A 16713-nucleotide genomic window follows, 5' to 3' on the forward strand; every position below is an offset into this window, starting at 1 on the left:
CCGCGCGGCTGCGTTTGTTATTCCTGTGTGCCGTCGTGCTTGGTGTGCGGCGGTTTTTTGTTTTTGCCGGTATGCAGTATTCTGTACAGTTCGCGCTGCAGTTCTGCCGCATCAATGGGTTTAGAAATGTAGCCGTCCATGCCCGCGGCAAGGAATATTTCCTTGTCCCCTTTCATGGCATGTGCCGTCAGCGCTATGATGGGTATGTTTTCCAGCCCTGCTATCTGGCCGCCGCGTATGACCTTTGTGGTTTCTATGCCGTCCATGTCGGGCATCTGGATATCCATGAGAATGCAGTCCGGTTCATGGTCCTGCAGCAGTTCGATGACATGCAGTCCGCTGGTGGCCGCGGTGACGGTGTGTCCCATTTTGCGCAGCAGATATGTGGCGGCCATGCGGTTCACTTCTTCATCTTCCGCCAGCAGAATGCGGGCGGGCGGCAAGGCGGGTATTTCCTGCTCCTGTCCTCCGGCCGGTTGCTCTTGGGGCTGCGCCTTGCGCAGCAGCAGCGAACAGCAGATGGTGGTGCCCACCCCGGGGGTGCTTTCCACGCTTATATTGCCGTTCATCATGCTTACCAGAGACCGTACGATGCCCAGCCCCAGTCCGGTGCCCTGATAACGGCGGCGGTAGGTTCCGTCTATCTGGAAAAAAGGATCGAAAATGCGCGGCAGCATTTCTGCTTCCATGCCGATGCCCGTGTCTTCAACCGTTACCAGCAGCCGCGCCTCTTCGTCAGCCGGGGCGGTAAGCAGCAGCACGTCGACGCGCACGGAACCTTCGCGTGTGAACTTGACGGCGTTGCCCACAAGATTGAACAGAATCTGTCTGATGCGTGATTCATCGCCCACCAGCACGTCGGGTACTGCCCGGTCCACCACAGCCGTAAGGGTGAGTCCTTTCTGCCGTACTTCTTCGCTGAAGTTGGCCAGCACGGAGTTCACGGTCTCGCGGATGCGCAAAGGTGCGTGGTCCAGCGGTGCCGCTCCGGCGTCGATGGTGGAAAAATCCAGAATATCGTTGATGATGGCCAGCAGTTTGCGTCCGGAATCCAGCGCAGTTCTTGTCAGGCGCAGCGGTTTGGGGTCGGTAATTTCGTTGCCGAGTATCTGGAGCATGCCCAGTACACCGTTGAGGGGGGTGCGTATTTCATGGCTCATGGTGGCCAGAAAGGCGCTTTTGGCTTTTGCCGCGGCTTCTGCGGCCACCTGTGCTGTTTTCAGTTCCGTGATGTCGGTATGCGACCCCACGGCCAGCAGCGGCGCGCCTTTTTCGTCAAATTCCATGACACGCCCGCGTGAAAGCAGCCATATGGTATTTCCGTCGTGTGCGGTAAGATTGAACTCATGCTGCAGGTTGTCGCCGCCTTCTCTGAAAAAGCGGCTCACATGGTCTTTGATGTCTTTGAGTTCTTCATGGTGCACCGGCAGACAATGGCATTCCTGCATGGCGCGGAACGGGTCGGGCGAGTCCATCTTGCCGCAGGTCATGGTGTCTTTGGCGATGTCATAGGCCCATATGATGTCGCTGGTGGCGCGCAGCACCATGCCGAAGCGGTGCTCGCTGCGCCGCAGGGCTTCTTCCGCCTCTTTCTGGCGTGTTATGTCCCTGCCTGTGCCCACGGTGCCTATCAGCACACCCCGCGGATCGTACAGCGGCGATTTCTGCACTTCCAGAGCCAGATACTTGTTCTGTACCAGACCGTCTTCCACAAATCTGCCGGGCTTTTGCGACAGCAGTACGATGTCATCGCTGTTGAGGCACAGTTCGCCGAAGGTGTGCTGCCAGCCCAGCGCGCGCTGGCGCCGTGCGAAATAGATATCATCGCGTCCCAGCGGGTCTATGCCGTCGCAGCAGAGCAGTTTTTCGCAGATGGCTCTGTTGGCGAAAAGGTAACGGCCCTTGGTGTCCTTTGCCCACAGCATGTCTATCATGTTGTCTGCCATGGCGCGGGTCAGGTTGATACCGTCTTCGCAGGGAACGCCGTCAACCGGCAGCACCATGAACCGCCATGAGGTCCGGGACGCCGCGGAGTCGTGATGCGGCAGCGGAAGCGGCATGGCCAGCACCGGCAGCGAGCCCCCTTGTGCGGTGCGGATGCGCAGGGGAATGCTGACCAGCACGGGGGTGCTTTGCGTGCACAGCAGGGCCAGCTGCCACGGCACGGCCGTGAATATGTCTGCGGGGTCTTTCAGGGGCGCTGTCATGCCGGCCAGTTCCAGCAGCGCGTCGCTTACATGGCTGACGTACAGGTCGCGGCCCATTTCCGGAGATGTGTCCGCCTGTTTCCCGGCCTCTCCTCCGGTCTGCTCTCCTGCTCCGGGACGCAGAGCCACCTCTGCATACGGCAGCCCGCCCAGCGGTCTGGCCTGCGCCGCATGCTGCGTGCCGCTCAGGGCGCTTCGCAGCGTTTCGTTTTCTTTTTCCAGACGCCACAGGGCTTTGAGCAGGGCGTGCACGGCATACATCATTAAAGCCTCTCGCGTTTGCAGGCACAAGGTCAACTGACAGTATGCCATTATCACAGGGGTATCGGCAAGGCGACGCCACCTGAGACGCATAATTAATCAGTGACGGCATGTCCGTTTGCTGAAATGAGTATAAATGATCGGGTGAAAGCCATGTAAAAGGACTGCCTTTTTGACAATTCTGTCTGGCCGGTATATGCTCCTCACGGGATACCCGTCTCCGCAGACGCATACGGCGCACGGAGGCTCCGGCGGCAACAGTGGCGGACGTTGAGGAATGATGGCATCAGGCCGCGTACGCATGACGCCCGCATACCCGCGGGCAGGAGGTTTTTTCATGAGCAGAAAAATGACGGCTTTTGTTCTGGGTGTTGTTGCCACGGTGCTGATGGCCGGCACTGCCATGGCCGGTACCGTTAAAATCGGTCTTATGTGTCCGCTGACCGGTTCGTGGGCCAGCGAAGGTCAGGACATGCGCAACATTGTTCTGATGCTGGCCGAACAGACCAACGCTCAGGGCGGCATTAACGGCGACATGGTGGAGATAGTGGTCGAGGACGATGCCGGGGACCCCAAAACTGCCGCACTGGCAGCCCAGCGTCTTTCCACCATGGGTGTTTCGGCCGTCATCGGCACATACGGTTCGGCCATTACCGAAGCCTCGCAGGCCATCTATGACGAGATGGACATCGTGCAGGTGGCTACCGGTTCCACGGCCATCCGGCTTACCGAAAAAGGTCTGCCGTTGTTTTTCCGCACCTGTCCGCGCGACGACGAACAGGGCCGCGTGGCCGCAGCCGTGCTGAAGGAAAAAGGCTATAAAAAGATCGCCATCCTGCACGACAACACGTCGTATGCCAAAGGGCTGGCCGAAGAAACGCTGACTCTGCTGAAAAGCGCAGGCACCGAAGTGGTGTTCTATGATGCGCTCACTCCCAACGAACGTGATTATTCCGCAATACTTACCAAGCTGAAGGCCGCAGGGCCCGACGCCATATTCTTTACCGGCTACTACCCCGAGGCAGGCATGCTGCTGCGGCAGAAACAGGAAATGAAGTGGGACGTGCCCATGATGGGCGGCGACGCCACCAATAACCTTGATCTGGTGAAAATTGCGGGCAAATCCGCTGCCGGATTCCTGTTCATCAGCCCGCCCACCCTGCAGGACCTGCCCGACAAGCAGGCAAAGGACTTTGCCGCCGCTTACAAGGCCCGCTACGGTACCATGCCTGCTTCCGTGTGGTCTGTGCTGGCCGGCGATGCCTTTATCGCTCTGAAGGCCGCCATCACCGGTGCCGGTTCCACCGACCCGCAGGATATTGCCGCATACATGAAAAAAGATCTCAAGGATCTGCCGGGTCTTACCGGTTCGCTTTCGTTCAACGAAAAAGGCGACCGTGTGGGCGACCTGTACCGCCTGTACCGCGTGGATGAAAACGGCAACTTTGTACTGCAGCCGTAACCACCTTACCCCATTGGCAAACACGGACGGGGGGTGTATGCTCCCCGTCCTGCCGCATAGCCGGATCATGCCGGTCAGACCGGTGTGACGCACCGCACTTTCAGCGCACCGCATAGCCTTTTGCCGCGGTGCAGCCTGCCGGGCATGATTTTTTCCTCCGCGCCGCACGTTTACGGCGTGCTGCAGCGGGCGGAAAGGCAGGACAGCCGCAGCGTGTCGCGGCTTTTCCTTCACGCCGGTTTTGCGGCCGGCAAGACACAGGGTTTACGTTCATGGAAGAGTTTTTCCAACAATTGACCAACGGTCTGGCCGTGGGTGGCATATATGCCCTTATCGCCCTCGGATACACCATGGTGTACGGCGTGCTGAAGCTTATCAACTTCGCGCACGGCGACCTGTTCACCATCGGAGCGTATCTGGGGCTCACCCTGCTGACATCCATGGGGCTTACCGGTCATCTGGGCGCTGTGGCAGGAGTGCTGGTACTGGCTGTCATGGTGCAGGTGCTGGTGGCCATCATCGGTTACCTGCTTGAAAGGGTGGCCTACAGACCATTGCGGCAGTCGCCGCGGCTTTCCGCCGTGGTATCGGCGCTGGGTGCCTCCATTTTTTTCCAGAACGCCGTGATGCTCATCTACGGTGCGCGTTTTCAGGTGTATCCGCACGATATACTGCCTTCCGCCACCGTAAGCCTGCTGGGCCTTGATGTTCCTCTGGTGCGCATTCTCATGTTCCTGACGTCTGTGGTGCTCATGCTGGGGCTGTACTTTTTTATTCAGAAAACCAGAACAGGTACCGCCATCCGCGCTGCGGCCATTGATCAGGGTGCAGCCAAGCTCATGGGCATCAATGTGAACAGGGTTGTTTCTCTGGTCTTTCTGATAGGTCCCGCGCTGGGCGGCGCCGCCGGCCTGATGGTGGGGCTGTACTACGGCCAGATCAATTTCACCATGGGGTGGGTGTACGGGCTCAAGGCGTTCACAGCGGCCATTCTGGGCGGTATAGGCAACATACCGGGCGCCATGGTGGGCGGCCTGCTGCTGGGAGTCATCGAAGCGCTGGGTGCGGCATATATTTCCATCGCCTGGAAAGATGCCATCGCCTTCTTCGTGCTCATCATCATTCTGATAATCAGGCCGACAGGCCTGCTGGGCGAAAGGGTGGCTGACAAAATATGAACAGACGCTACGCGATGTACATGGTCGCTGCGGCGGCGTTTGCCACCATGCCGGCCTTTATCAACCCCTACTGGACCGATGTGCTCAACACCGTGGGACTGTATGCGGTTCTGGCTCTGTCGCTGAATATCATTCTGGGCCATGCGGGCATGTTTCACATGGGGCATGCCGCCTTTTACGCCGTGGGGGCCTACACCACGGCCGTTCTCAACGTGACATTTCATGTTCCCGTGCTGTGGGCCATGCCTGCGGCCGGTGTGCTTGCGGCATTGTTTGCACTGGTGGTGGCACGTCCCATCATTCACCTGCGGGGCGACTACCTGCTTATTGTGACCATAGGCATAGTGGAAATTGTGCGTATAGCGCTGGTGAACAACATTTTTGACATGACCGGCGGCGCCAACGGCATTTTCGGCATAGCCCGGCCGGAACTGTTCGGTTTCAAGATCCGCAAGCCCGTGCATTTTTTCTATCTTATCTGGGGCTTCTGCGCTGTGACCATCCTGCTGTTCCACTGGCTCGAAAATTCGCGTTTTGGCAGAGCGCTCAACTACATACGTGAAGACGAAGTGGCCGCGGAAGGCAGCGGAGTGAACACCGCAGCCTACAAGCTGGGTGCTTTCTGGGCGGGTATGGCCGGAACTCTCTTTGCCGCTAAAATGACCATCATCTCACCGGAATCATTTTCTTTCTGGGAATCTGTGGTCATGTTCACCATTGTGATTCTGGGCGGCATGGGTTCCATCCGCGGGGTGTTGCTGGGGGCCTTTCTCATCGTCGGCCTGCCCGAAGTTTTCCGCGAGCTGGCAAGCGCCCGTATGCTGGTGTTCGGTGCGGCCATGGTGGCCATGATGATTTTCCGTACGCAGGGCCTGCTGCCTCCGGCACCGCGCCATTATGACCTGCGGGGAATCATGTCCGGCACGCAGACGCGGGAGGAGCGCGCATGAGCCTGCTCAGGCTGACCAACCTTACCAAGACCTTCGGCGGGCTTATTGCCGTCAATGATGTTTCCATGACTGTGGAGCAGGGCAGCATTGTGGGGTTGATAGGCCCCAACGGCGCGGGAAAGACCACCGTGTTCAACCTGATAACAGGCAATTACAAACCTGACAGCGGTACGGTTGAATTTGACGGGGAAGACCTGACCGGCAGGCCGACGCACCGTATTGTCGTGCGTGGTATCGCGCGTACTTTTCAGACCATACGGCTGTTCCAGAACATGAGCGTGCTGGAAAACGTCCTGGCGGGCTGTCATTGCCGCATGAAGTCCGGCCTGCTTTCGTCGTTGTTCCGCACCCGCAGCCAGCGGGCGGAAGAACGCAGGGCGCTGGAACGCGCCGTGCACGAGCTGGAATTTGTGGGGCTTGCCGCGCAGCATGCCAATCTGGCCAGAAACCTGTCATACGGCAACCAGCGTCTGCTCGAAATTGCCCGCGCGCTGGCTTCCGACCCGCGCTTCATCATACTGGACGAGCCCGCCGGGGGGATGAACGACCACGAAACTGCCCAGCTTATTGATCTTATACGGGCCATACGTGACAGGGGCATAACCGTGCTGCTTATCGAACACGATATGGGGCTGGTCATGAAGGTGTGCGAACAGCTGGTGGTGCTGGAATACGGTGCCGTCATCGCGCAGGGAACGCCCGACGCCGTGAAGGCCGACCCCAGAGTTATTGAAGCGTACCTCGGTGCGGACGACGACCTGTAAGGGGGACGGATGTTTCTTGAAATACGCGACCTGCATGTGAAGTACGGCAATGTCGAAGCGCTGCACGGTGTCAATGTGACCGTGAATCAGGGCGAAATTGTCACTATTCTGGGTGCCAACGGTGCCGGAAAATCCACCACGCTCATGGCTGTGAGCGGACTGGTGAAGCCGTCGCAGGGCGGTATATGGTTTGAAGGCGAGCCGCTGCACAAGCTGCCCAGTCACGAGGTTGTCAAACGCGGCATCACGCAGTCTCCGGAGGGACGGCGTGTGTTTGGTACGCTGACCGTGCAGGAAAATATGAACCTGGGGGCGTTCACCCGTAAGGATCAGGCCGGAATCCGGCGCAATCTGGATTGGATTTACTCGCTTTTTCCGCGCCTTGCAGAACGCCGCGAACAACTGGCAGGCACTCTTTCCGGCGGAGAGCAGCAGATGCTGGCCATCGGGCGTGCTCTTATGGGCGACCCGCGCATTCTGCTGCTGGACGAACCCAGCCTCGGCCTTGCGCCCATACTGGTGCGCTCCATTTTTGAAACCGTGCGCAAGATTAATCAGGCCGGAGTGACGGTGGTGCTTGTGGAACAGAATGCCCGTGCGGCTCTCAAGCTGGCCACACGCGGTTATGTGCTGGAAGTGGGCAACATTGTCATGGAAGATACGGCGGCCAGTCTGCTGGCCAATCCCGAGGTGCAGAACGCGTATCTCGGTGGTGCCGGCGCATAAAACCGGCAGACAGGCAGAAAACGGATTCAGGCCGGTGCACCGTGTGCGGTGCGCCGGTTTTTTTTATTGCACGCACGGCAGGAGCGGATACGGCGGCTCGTGTGCCGCGGCGTTTCAGGTGCAGGTATCAGGCTCGTCTCTGAAGGCGGCGGCAATGGCTAGGAAGTCATGCTCCGCCCGCAGAAAGGCATCAACCACGGCGGGGTCAAAACGTGTGCCGCGTCCTTTGAGTATGATCTCGCGTGCCTGATGGTGCGGAACGGGCTTTTTGTAGCAGCGGCGGCTTATAAGTGCGTCATAGACATCGGCAAGCGCCATAAGTCTGCCTGCCACGGGTATCTGCTCTCCTGTCAGCTGCTGCGGATATCCCGTGCCGTCCCAGCATTCATGGTGCGTGTGCACCAGTTCTTCCGCCATCTGCAGAAAAGAGCTGCCGCCCAGTCTCATGGAAGCGTGGCGCAGAGCATCACGCCCGTATACGGTGTGCAGCTTTATCTGATCCATTTCCTGCGGGGTCAGAGGCCCCTGTTTGCGCAGGATGGCGTCGGGCACGCCTACTTTGCCGATGTCGTGCAGCGGGGCGGATTTGCACAGCTGTTCAATGCCTTCGGGGGTAAGTACGGAACGGAAGCGCACATGTGTGCGCAACTGCCGGGCCAGCACGCGGACATACGCCTGTGTACGCATTATGTGGGCGCCTGTTTCATTGTCGCGTGTTTCCGCCAGTGATGCCAGACTGAAGAGCGCGGCATCCTGCGTGGTGGAAAGCGAGCGGCGCATGTGCCTGTTGGTGGTGGCCAGCACCTGCGTCATCAGCGCCATGGCGCTTAGCAGCAGTACGAACGGCAGCGGGGCGGGCAGGGTGCTCAGTACGCCGTGGTCAGCGTGGGTAAGCCATGCCCCCAGTGTGCCGCCGGCCAGCAGCAGGGATGAAAGATGCGCGGGCGGCAGTTTGAATCCGGCCCATGCCGTGGCGGGGATGATGATGAACAGCAGCAGATAACGCAGTGAATCCGGCAGCGGATGCGGCCCCAGTACCAGCAGACACAGCAGCAGTGCTGCTCCCGAAGCTTTTAACAGACGCCGCCTGTCCGGTGTTGCGGCATCGGGCGGTGCAGGACGTGTCCATGCCAGAGCGGCCATGCCCGAAAGAATGAAGCCCGCACCCTGGGCAAGAGTCCATGCACCCCATACGGTCGAAGCCTGCGAGTGGTGCACGATGCCTGCAAGTGTCAGACTGAAGGTGCCTGCCGTGGCCGCGGTGACGCTTTGAACCAGCGGAGCTGCGCAGATGAACAGAACGGCATGGCGCGGCAGGTCGAAAATACGTACCTGCGGGGCCTTGGCCTGCATGAGCTGCCATGCCAGTGCGATGCCCGCGGTGTTGCCTGCGGCCAGCGCCAGCGCGGGCAGCGGTGGCAGAGCCGTCATACCCGCGCAGAAATCGGCCAGCATGAGCACAGGCAGCATGGTGCCTCCCCTCAGGGTCAGCATGGCAAATCCGAAGCCGGCGGCGGGATGGATGGAGGGCGGCAGACCGCAGGCGATTCCCGACTGCAGCCCGCAGAGCACCGCCACAAAGTATATTGCCCCTGCAAGGGGCAGTTGCAGCCGCTGCCGTACCGGAGCGCTGATGACCGGCCATGCGCGGAGTATCCCTGCGGGCAGGGCATGTTTTTCTGTGTAACCGCTGCATGAATCAGCCATGTTTCCCCCTGAATGGTGTCCGCGGCGCGGCGGACGCACGTGGTTGTAGCAGGTTGTGAGGGGGCCGTGTGCCGTGTGTGTGAAGGAATGATGACAAAGCGGTGACGCAGCATGAGGGGGGTGCCGCAACAGGCGGAAAGGCGGGGGATTCAGCGGCCGGAACGGTGTTTGCGCGGCGGGGCATAGCGGGCGCGGAGTGCGCGGAAAAGCTCCGGCTTGCGGTCGTACTGGTGCACGATATACGGCGGCCGCTCTGCATGCGGCAGCGGGGCCACATGCCCCTGTTCATCATGGGGCGGTGTGCCTTCCACATAGCCCAGAGTCAGTACGGGGCCGGTGTTGTCGTGTACCGTCACAGGCATGGTGCGGGCCAGTATGCCGCTGTGCAGCAGAAAATTATGCACACCCTGATCGTAGCCCGCCATGCCGTTTGCCGGAACAAACGGCAGCAGCCTGTCCAGCATGAGCTGCAGATAAGCCGTCATGCCGCTGTGGCAGCCTGCCGTGGTTCCGGAACACGATATGGGCTGCGCGTGCAGCGAGCGTAATGCATCGTCTCCCAGATGGCCGGTTATCCAGCGGGTCATGTACGGGCAGCGGCCGATGCTCATGCGCCGGTCTTCCAGTGTCACATTAATACCCGCAGCCCAGCGGAAGTCGAAAGGATTATGCTGAAAGACCACGTCGCGCACATCGGTGATAAGAATGCGCCGGTACCGGCACGACGCCGAGGCCAGATAGTCGCGGTACAGAGTATACCGCAGGGCATTGTAGGGCAGGTGGCTGCAGGGGGCGGCGCGTTCAAACGGTATCAGCCGCACCCCGTGGGCGGCGATTTCCTGCAGCCCGCGCGTGGTGGGCGAGACAAACAGCACGCAGTGTCCGGAAAAGCCTGTCTCTTCGAGTGAGCGTACAAAAGGACGCACATCGCCGTAGTGGTATCCCGCGGCAAGCCCCATCACAAGGTCGGGCCCGCTGTCATCACGTGCATGCCATGCGGGCAAAGAAGGCGGTGCCTCGAACGGTGCCTGATACATATGTGCGTTTCTCCGGTGTGTGTCAGAGCGCGGCGTTGCGGAATGCCGTCAGAAACCGCGAGCGCAGCGTTTCGCTCATCAGAGCGCGTTTGACGGGGGACAGGCGCAGAAAACCGCCCAGAAGGTGCCGCATGAAGTGCTCGGTACGGCTGTTGGGGTTGTCAAATATCAGGTTCTGCAGCGTTCCGCGTTCAAGACTCTGCAGGATGACCCGTTCGAATGAATCTTCGGGATGAAAGACCCGCTGCCGGCGCTTTTCCAGCACCATGGCCCCCGTCGGGCATTTCAGGGCGCATGCCCCGCAGCCCAGACAAAGCGATGTGTCCACCTGTACGCTTCTGCGTCTGCGAGTGTCCGGGGTAGTCTGTGCTGCGGGTACCATGGTTACGGCGTCTATGGGGCACGCCGCCGCACATTTGCCGCAGCCGGTGCAGCGTTCTTCCTGTATCTGCGCCATGCAGGTTGATGAAACAAGAATGTTGCCCAGCCCCGTTTCGCGTATGCCCTGCATCAGATTGCAGCAGCAGCCGCAGCAGTGGCAGATGAAATTGGCGTCCTGACGGACGTTGTCGGTGGAAAGTGTGAGTGCGAAATCACGCGACCTGTCCAATATGTCGAGCATTTCCGCTTTGTCTATGCGGCGTGCGAACTTGTTGCGGATGAGAAATTCCGCTCCGCTGCCCATGGAAGTGCACGTTTCCATGGGCACGCGGCATTTCTGCCCCATATGATGTTTTTCGTGTCTGCAGGAACACAGCCCCACGGAAAAAACACTGTGCCGTTCCACCAGCGCAGAGGCTTTTTCATAATCCAGTATTTCCACGTGGTCGCCGGCAAGCACCTGTTCATAGGGCAGTGCGCGCATGACGGATACCTGCTGACCGTCGCCGAAGTTTGCTTCGAAAAAGGCTTTGTCGCCAAACATGTAGTCGTGGAAAAGTTCTGCCCACTGCCTGAGCGGAAGGTTTCCCCCGGTGCGCATCATGGTGAACTCGAAGATGCCGATGACGATGGGGCTTATCATGTACTGATATGTGCTGCCGTCCCAGATATCGAGCACAAGGCCTTTGCCGCACAGGGTTTCAAGCTGCGGGACAAGGTCTTCGGGGGGCATGCCGCAGAGTGCGGCTATGCGGGCCGCGGTGGAGGGGCGGTACGGCATGCGGCTGACAAGAGCTGCTTCCTGCGGGGTATACAGGGCGCGCAGCATGGCCTGAAACGCGGGGGAATCGGGCGTGCGCACGGGGGTGCCGTCTATGGTTGCCGCCAGTGAACGGTAGATGTCTTTGGCTGCCAGATGTCCCATTGCTTTTCCGTCATGCAGTTATGCCGGCGGGCATGCACAGGCAGCCCGCCCGCCGTGTACATGGCACGGGCGGGCAGGTTTGGCAATGTGTGCGCGGCGGCGCGTGCGGCTGCACGGTGTGTGATTATGCGCTGTCTTTTGAGCTGCCGCAGCTGCCGTGACCGCCGGCTGCTGCGGGGTCACGGGGGTGAACGCCTTCTGTTTTGCCTGTTTTCGGCTCGGCCGGGGTTCTGGTGCGGCGTTTTTTAGAGCGCGTCGGAGTATGTTCCTTTGCCACGGTCGAACCTGATCCGTGCTTTTTAAGCACCTGCTGGTACTGCGGGTTGTGATGCAGGTTAAGTGTCAGGATGACGTGGTCCTGCTCGCTGGAAAAGCCTTTGCCGCTGAAAAACCGTAGTGCGGGGCCGTTGCTGGGGTCCGTATCGGCAATAAGGTAGCGCGCACCTTCAGCCACCATGCGGTCCACCATTTTGTCGTACAGCCGGTGGCCGATGCCGCAACCGTGGAATTCCGGCTCGACGCCTATCCAGATAATGTAGCCGTAGGTCCATGATGCTTTACTTATCAGTGTGCCGATGATGAATCCTGCCAGCCGGCCGTCGGCTTCGGCCACAAGACAGAATTCGGGGTCGGTGTTGTAGTGCCCCACCACTTCCCACTCATCCCAGGTGCGGTACAGAAAAGGATACAGATCGCAGGTGAACAGTCGTTCGCCCATGTGAAAAACAGGAGCCAGATCGTCAATGCTCATTTCGCGGATGTGAATTTCCGGCGAATGGGGTTTGTCGGAAGACATGATTATCCCGTCAGGATGCTGCTCGCGTAAGGGCGCGAGGTGATGCCCCGCGGCGTGCCGAAGGATTCGGCACGCCTCCGGGGGCGTTTGCGTCCAGTATAAAGCGCATGGCAGCCGTGTCAACGCGGGGGAAAAAAAGCGGATTATATCTGCCGCGCGGATTACTTTCCGTCTGTTCCGCGGGTCAGCAGCAGCCGCCAGCGCAGCTTCAGCCATAGCCTGTGCAGATAGCTGAACGGGGTGCGGGCGGGTTTCATGCGACCGGCCAGTGTGCGGCGCGGGTAAAAAACAAGATCAAGCAGATGGTCGGTGCGGCGGCCCGCAGCGGAAAGGCTGCCTGCACACCCCGCACAGTAGGTGAATATTCTTTTTTGCGGCGCTGCGGCTGCGCGGCGTGCGGTCCATCCGCCCGCAAGGTCGGGGCGCACCGCGCCTACGGCACCGCCCTCGCCGCAGCACAGTGTGCGGCGGCGTGTGCCGGGCAGCTCTGTGACGTCTATTCCGGCTTCTGCCGCCAGAACGCGCGCGGCATGGTGAATGGCCGGAAACTCACGCAGCGGGCACGGGTCGTGCAGTGCGGCCGTGCAGGAAGGTGCGCTGCGGTCATGACCGGCGGCCATGGCAGGTCTGCGGGCTAGCACTTCGTATATGCTGACAACCTCCATATCCTGTGCGTATGTGGTGAATACCTTGTGGCAGTTGGGGCAGGCCGTGACCACCCGCTTTATACCGTGTTGCGCAAGCCGGTTGTACAGCCGAGTGAACCGCTCGTTGAACAGGCTCTGCATACCCAGATCATGCGAAGGCTTGCTGCAGCAGGCAAGCACGGCACCGGCGCGGGGAAACACCGTGCGCAGATAGCTGAAGGCCGCCTGTACCGTGCGCGGGCGGGTTCCGGCCAGTGTGCATCCGGGAAAAAATACCGTGTCGGCCCCCTGCGGCAGGCCGTACAGGGTGAAAGCCGCAGATATGCCCAGCGCTTCATAGCCCAGAATACGCCGGTAAGGCGCCGTGTCCAGCAGGCCGGAGGCCACAGCGGCGCGGCGCATGTTCATGAACATCTGCGCCGGATCGAGTTTTTCCGGACATACTGCGGAACACAGCGAGCACAGGCTGCATGCATAAGCGTTCAGCACTGTCTGCGGGCTGTGCTGCAGTTGACGGGCCATGTGCGCCGGAGTGCCGTGTTCCTGCAGAAAAGGACACATTCTGACACAGGCACCGCATTCTGTACATTGGACGGCCATGCGTGCCGCATCGGGAACAGACGCCGTGCTGGCCGGGGACGGCGGGGCGGAGTCGGGTGCTGGCTGCGGTGCTGAGGGCTGCTGGGGCGGCATGGAAAGCTCCGTAAAGTGGCTGCGGTGGCGGGGAATGTTACGGGAGTAACGCTGAAATATGACCGTCCGCGCAGGGCAGGGTCAAATTGAAAAACGCCTGCATATGCCGTTAGATGTATAGATATATGTAATAATTGCGGGGTCGGTTGCAAATGCCTTCGGGCCGCACGGGGGGGCATGCGACCGCCGGAGACCTGACGCCGGACAGGCGCCGGGCAGGCGCCGGTACGCACGGGGGATTTCCCTGCTTGCGTGTGCGGCTCGTTTGTGGAAATGTGGCGCTCACATTTCTTTGAGGTGCAACGTATGAGCAGCAATCAATCCGATGCGGACATCCAGCGGCAGGACCTGCTGGAAACCGCCTGCGAAGCCCTGTTTGAAGGGGGCTTCAAAAAGATAAAAGGCCTGCTGGAAGAACTGGACAGCCCCGACACCGTCGAAGGCTTTCAGCCCGACCTGCAGGGAGAAAATACCAAAGGCGTGGTGTACTACTTTGTCGTGGAGACAGAGGTGACGCTGGCGCGGCTGGAAACTGCAGAGCGCATCCGCGCTCTGGCTGTCCATGCCGCGGAACACGGCTGCCAGTGCGTTATCATCGTGCCCGAAGGCGATGAGGGCGTGGCCGGAGCCGTTTTGGAAGAGCACGATATTCCCGAGGACAATCTGGATATCTGGGAAGGCTGAATACAGCCGGAACCATGACTACAGGCGCACGGCCCGCAGGCTGTGCGCTTTTTTTTTCCGGCGTCCGCCGGCAGGCGGGGCCGTATGAACAAGAATTACGGGGCGAGTGCCGGCTGCTGCGGCAGAATGATGCGGATCTGCACTGTGGCGCTGCGTCCTGCCGCATCGACCAGCGTCAGCCGGGCAAAGCCTTCACTGTCCGGCAGCCAGTAATGCTGGTCTTCGGGCAGGGGCAGTCCGTTGACAACCCAGCGCAGCGGGGCGGTGCCGCCCGATGCGCGCAGAGCTATGCCTTCTCCTGCCTGCTGCCCCAGTGATTCCACAGTGGCTCCCTGCTGCGGGTGCAGTATGCGCGGAGGCTCGCCGGCCAGTACAGGCAGGCCCGTGCCGCTGCCCGGCACAAAGCGCTGCAGCCCCGTAGGCAGCCTGCGGTTGTCGCGCACATCCAGCACCCCTGCCGGGGGAGAAGGCCACGGGCCAGTATCCGGCGGCAACCTGCCGAAAATATCAAGCAGCAGCGGTACGGCGGCGGTGCGCCCCACTGCGCCGGGGCGGGGTCTGCCGTCGGGCCTGCCTGTCCACACCCCCACCACCCAGTCAGGAGAAGCACCCACGGCCCACGCGTCGCGGTATCCGTATGACGTGCCCGTTTTGAAGGCGACAGGTCTGCCGCCGGCCGCGGCTGACAGATAGCCCTGCGGCCTCGGCGAGTCTTTCAGAATATCAATGACCTGCCATGCCGCAGCGCTGTCCATCAGCCGGAATCCCTGCTGCGGGGCGGGCAGGACGGCGGGAACAAACTGCGGCGGCAGCGCTGTGCCGCCGTCTGCCAGTGCTGCATACAGGGTTGTGAGGTCCAGCAGAGTGGTGCCGGCACCGCCCAGCGCTATGGGCAGTGTGGCATCGCCTTCCACGGCCAGCGTTGCACCGGCGTTACGCAGCGCCGCAACCAGTCTGTCGGGGCCCAGTGCGTACAGCACGCTGACGGCGGGCACGTTCAGTGAGTCACGCAGAGCCTCGCGCACCGTTACAGCGCCCTGATACCCCCTGCGGAAATTACGCGGGCTGAAGTCGCCGAACCGGTGTGCTTCGTCACTGATGAGGGTTTCGGGATGCAGAATGTGTTCACTGAAAGCCAGTCCGTAGATGAATGGCTTCAGCGTGGAACCGGGTGAACGCAGTGCGCGGGGCAGGTCCAGATAATTGCGCGAAGCGTCGGCATTTTTGCCGCCCACATAGGCTCGCACCTGCCGGGTGGCGCGGTGCAGCACCACGGCTGCGGTGGCGGCTCCCTGCTCCATGCTCAGGGCATGACGCTGGCACAGTGTTTCGGCTGCGTGCTGTACAGGCAGGCTCAGGGCGGTGGCAATGTGCTCACGGCGGGGGGCTGCATTGCGCATGTTCAGGGCCAGAACAGACGCCAGCGCGGGCATTTGCCTGCGGACAGCCGGAATGGATTCCGTGCGGGCTTCGGTGTGCTGTCTGCCGCTGATAATGCCTGCGGCGTGCATGCGGCCGAGAATCTTATCTCTCGCTTTGCGGGCTTCCAGAGGGTTTCTGTCCGGCCGCAGCTGCGTGGGGGACTGAGGCAGTGCCACAAGCAGCGCTGCTTCTCCCGTGGTCAGCCTGCGCGGTTCTTTACCGAAATATGCCAGCGAGGCGGCCCGCACCCCTTCAATGTTGGACCCGAACGGCGCCAGAGTGAGATAGATGGAAAGCACCCCGTTGCTGCCGTAGCGCCAGTGCAGCTGCATGGCGCGCAGGGCTTCCGTCAGTTTGGCTTTCAGTGTACGCGGCCGCGGCTGCAGCAGCCGTGCTGCCTGCATGGACAGTGTGGACGCACCGGATACCACATGCCCGGAAACGGCAAGCTGTGCCGCGGCCCGCAGAACAGCCAGCGGGTCCACCCCCGGATGCATGCCGAAGCGTTTGTCTTCATAGGTTCTGAGCATGTCGAGGTACCGGCTGTCCACATCATGCGGTGTTGTGTGCAGCCGCCACATGCCGTCGGGACTGAGAAAAGCGTGCAGCAGTCTGCCCTCTGCATCGGTCACCAGCACGGAACGCCGGTTGTAGCGCGAGAGGTCGGGCGGAAAGGCCGCATCCAGAACAAGTAGCAGCATTACCGTACAAAACAGCGATATGCCGACGGCAGCCGCGGCGCGGATGAACGCCGGGCGGATGAGCGCCGGGCGGGTGCGTGCCGTGTGCTGCGTGGCGGGAGGCTGGTGCTGTGTCAGAGGCATGGGGAAGTCTGTTTCCGGCGGGTTACCGTTGCACATAATGCGCGCCGGC

General features: G+C 60.8%; 13 protein-coding genes. 6 read left to right on the forward strand and 7 right to left on the reverse strand.

Annotated elements, in window-relative coordinates:
• Positions 1 to 17 precede the first annotated feature (17 nt).
• Positions 18 to 2471 carry an ATP-binding protein gene (locus tag ACZ5D1_RS01375; protein ID WP_464555666.1) on the reverse strand — a complete coding sequence of 818 codons (2454 nt, stop codon included), beginning with the start codon at positions 2469 to 2471 and terminating at the stop codon, positions 18 to 20.
• Positions 2472 to 2805: 334 nt separating this feature from the next.
• On the opposite strand from ACZ5D1_RS01375, the gene ACZ5D1_RS01380 reads away from it, so the two are divergent.
• From ACZ5D1_RS01380 to ACZ5D1_RS01400, 5 genes are all read left to right on the forward strand, one after another.
• On the forward strand, positions 2806 to 3930 hold the full coding sequence (locus tag ACZ5D1_RS01380) for a branched-chain amino acid ABC transporter substrate-binding protein (RefSeq protein WP_027182509.1): 1125 nt from the start codon (positions 2806 to 2808) through the stop codon (positions 3928 to 3930).
• 272 nt (positions 3931 to 4202) lie between these two features.
• Positions 4203 to 5108, forward strand: coding sequence for a branched-chain amino acid ABC transporter permease (locus ACZ5D1_RS01385; RefSeq protein ID WP_011366408.1), 906 nt, complete (start codon positions 4203 to 4205; stop codon positions 5106 to 5108).
• Positions 5105 to 6058: a branched-chain amino acid ABC transporter permease gene (locus ACZ5D1_RS01390; protein WP_273194824.1), complete on the forward strand. Its 954-nt coding sequence runs from the start codon at positions 5105 to 5107 to the stop codon at positions 6056 to 6058. Before ACZ5D1_RS01385 ends, ACZ5D1_RS01390 begins: the two co-directional genes overlap by 4 nt.
• Positions 6055 to 6822, forward strand: coding sequence for an ABC transporter ATP-binding protein (locus ACZ5D1_RS01395; protein WP_011366410.1), 768 nt, complete (start codon positions 6055 to 6057; stop codon positions 6820 to 6822). The genes ACZ5D1_RS01390 and ACZ5D1_RS01395 overlap by 4 nt, the downstream gene beginning before the upstream one ends.
• A gap of 9 nt (positions 6823 to 6831) precedes the next feature.
• Positions 6832 to 7548, forward strand: a complete 717-nt coding sequence (locus ACZ5D1_RS01400) for an ABC transporter ATP-binding protein (RefSeq protein ID WP_011366411.1) — start codon at positions 6832 to 6834, stop codon at positions 7546 to 7548.
• Between the two features lie 114 nt (positions 7549 to 7662).
• Here the strand turns inward: ACZ5D1_RS01400 and ACZ5D1_RS01405 are convergent, their stop codons facing one another.
• The 5 genes from ACZ5D1_RS01405 to ACZ5D1_RS01425 all read right to left on the reverse strand — a co-directional run bounded on the left by ACZ5D1_RS01405 (position 7663) and on the right by ACZ5D1_RS01425 (position 13641).
• Positions 7663 to 9255: an HD domain-containing phosphohydrolase gene (locus ACZ5D1_RS01405; protein ID WP_464555667.1), complete on the reverse strand. Its 1593-nt coding sequence runs from the start codon at positions 9253 to 9255 to the stop codon at positions 7663 to 7665.
• Positions 9256 to 9404: 149 nt separating this feature from the next.
• The gene (locus tag ACZ5D1_RS01410) at positions 9405 to 10292 is read right to left on the reverse strand and encodes a hypothetical protein (RefSeq protein WP_464555669.1); all 888 of its coding nucleotides are present in this window, start codon (positions 10290 to 10292) and stop codon (positions 9405 to 9407) included.
• 22 nt (positions 10293 to 10314) lie between these two features.
• Positions 10315 to 11598 (reverse strand): ATP-binding protein, encoded by a 1284-nt coding sequence (locus ACZ5D1_RS01415; protein ID WP_273194833.1) that lies wholly within the window; start codon positions 11596 to 11598, stop codon positions 10315 to 10317.
• A 124-nt stretch (positions 11599 to 11722) separates the two neighbouring features.
• Complete coding sequence (locus ACZ5D1_RS01420) at positions 11723 to 12394, reverse strand: GNAT family N-acetyltransferase (RefSeq protein ID WP_011366415.1); 672 nt, start codon at positions 12392 to 12394, stop codon at positions 11723 to 11725.
• Between the two features lie 161 nt (positions 12395 to 12555).
• Positions 12556 to 13641, reverse strand: coding sequence for a (Fe-S)-binding protein (locus tag ACZ5D1_RS01425; RefSeq protein ID WP_464555671.1), 1086 nt, complete (start codon positions 13639 to 13641; stop codon positions 12556 to 12558).
• 399 nt (positions 13642 to 14040) lie between these two features.
• Here ACZ5D1_RS01425 and ACZ5D1_RS01430 point away from each other — a divergent pair, with 399 nt between their 5' ends.
• The gene (locus ACZ5D1_RS01430) at positions 14041 to 14418 is read left to right on the forward strand and encodes a hypothetical protein (RefSeq protein ID WP_011366417.1); all 378 of its coding nucleotides are present in this window, start codon (positions 14041 to 14043) and stop codon (positions 14416 to 14418) included.
• Between the two features lie 95 nt (positions 14419 to 14513).
• On the opposite strand, the gene pbpC is transcribed toward ACZ5D1_RS01430, so the two are convergent.
• Positions 14514 to 16664 (reverse strand): penicillin-binding protein 1C, encoded by a 2151-nt coding sequence (gene pbpC, locus ACZ5D1_RS01435; protein WP_081428173.1) that lies wholly within the window; start codon positions 16662 to 16664, stop codon positions 14514 to 14516.
• Positions 16665 to 16713 lie beyond the last annotated feature (49 nt).

Source organism: Oleidesulfovibrio vietnamensis (genome assembly GCF_055388115.1).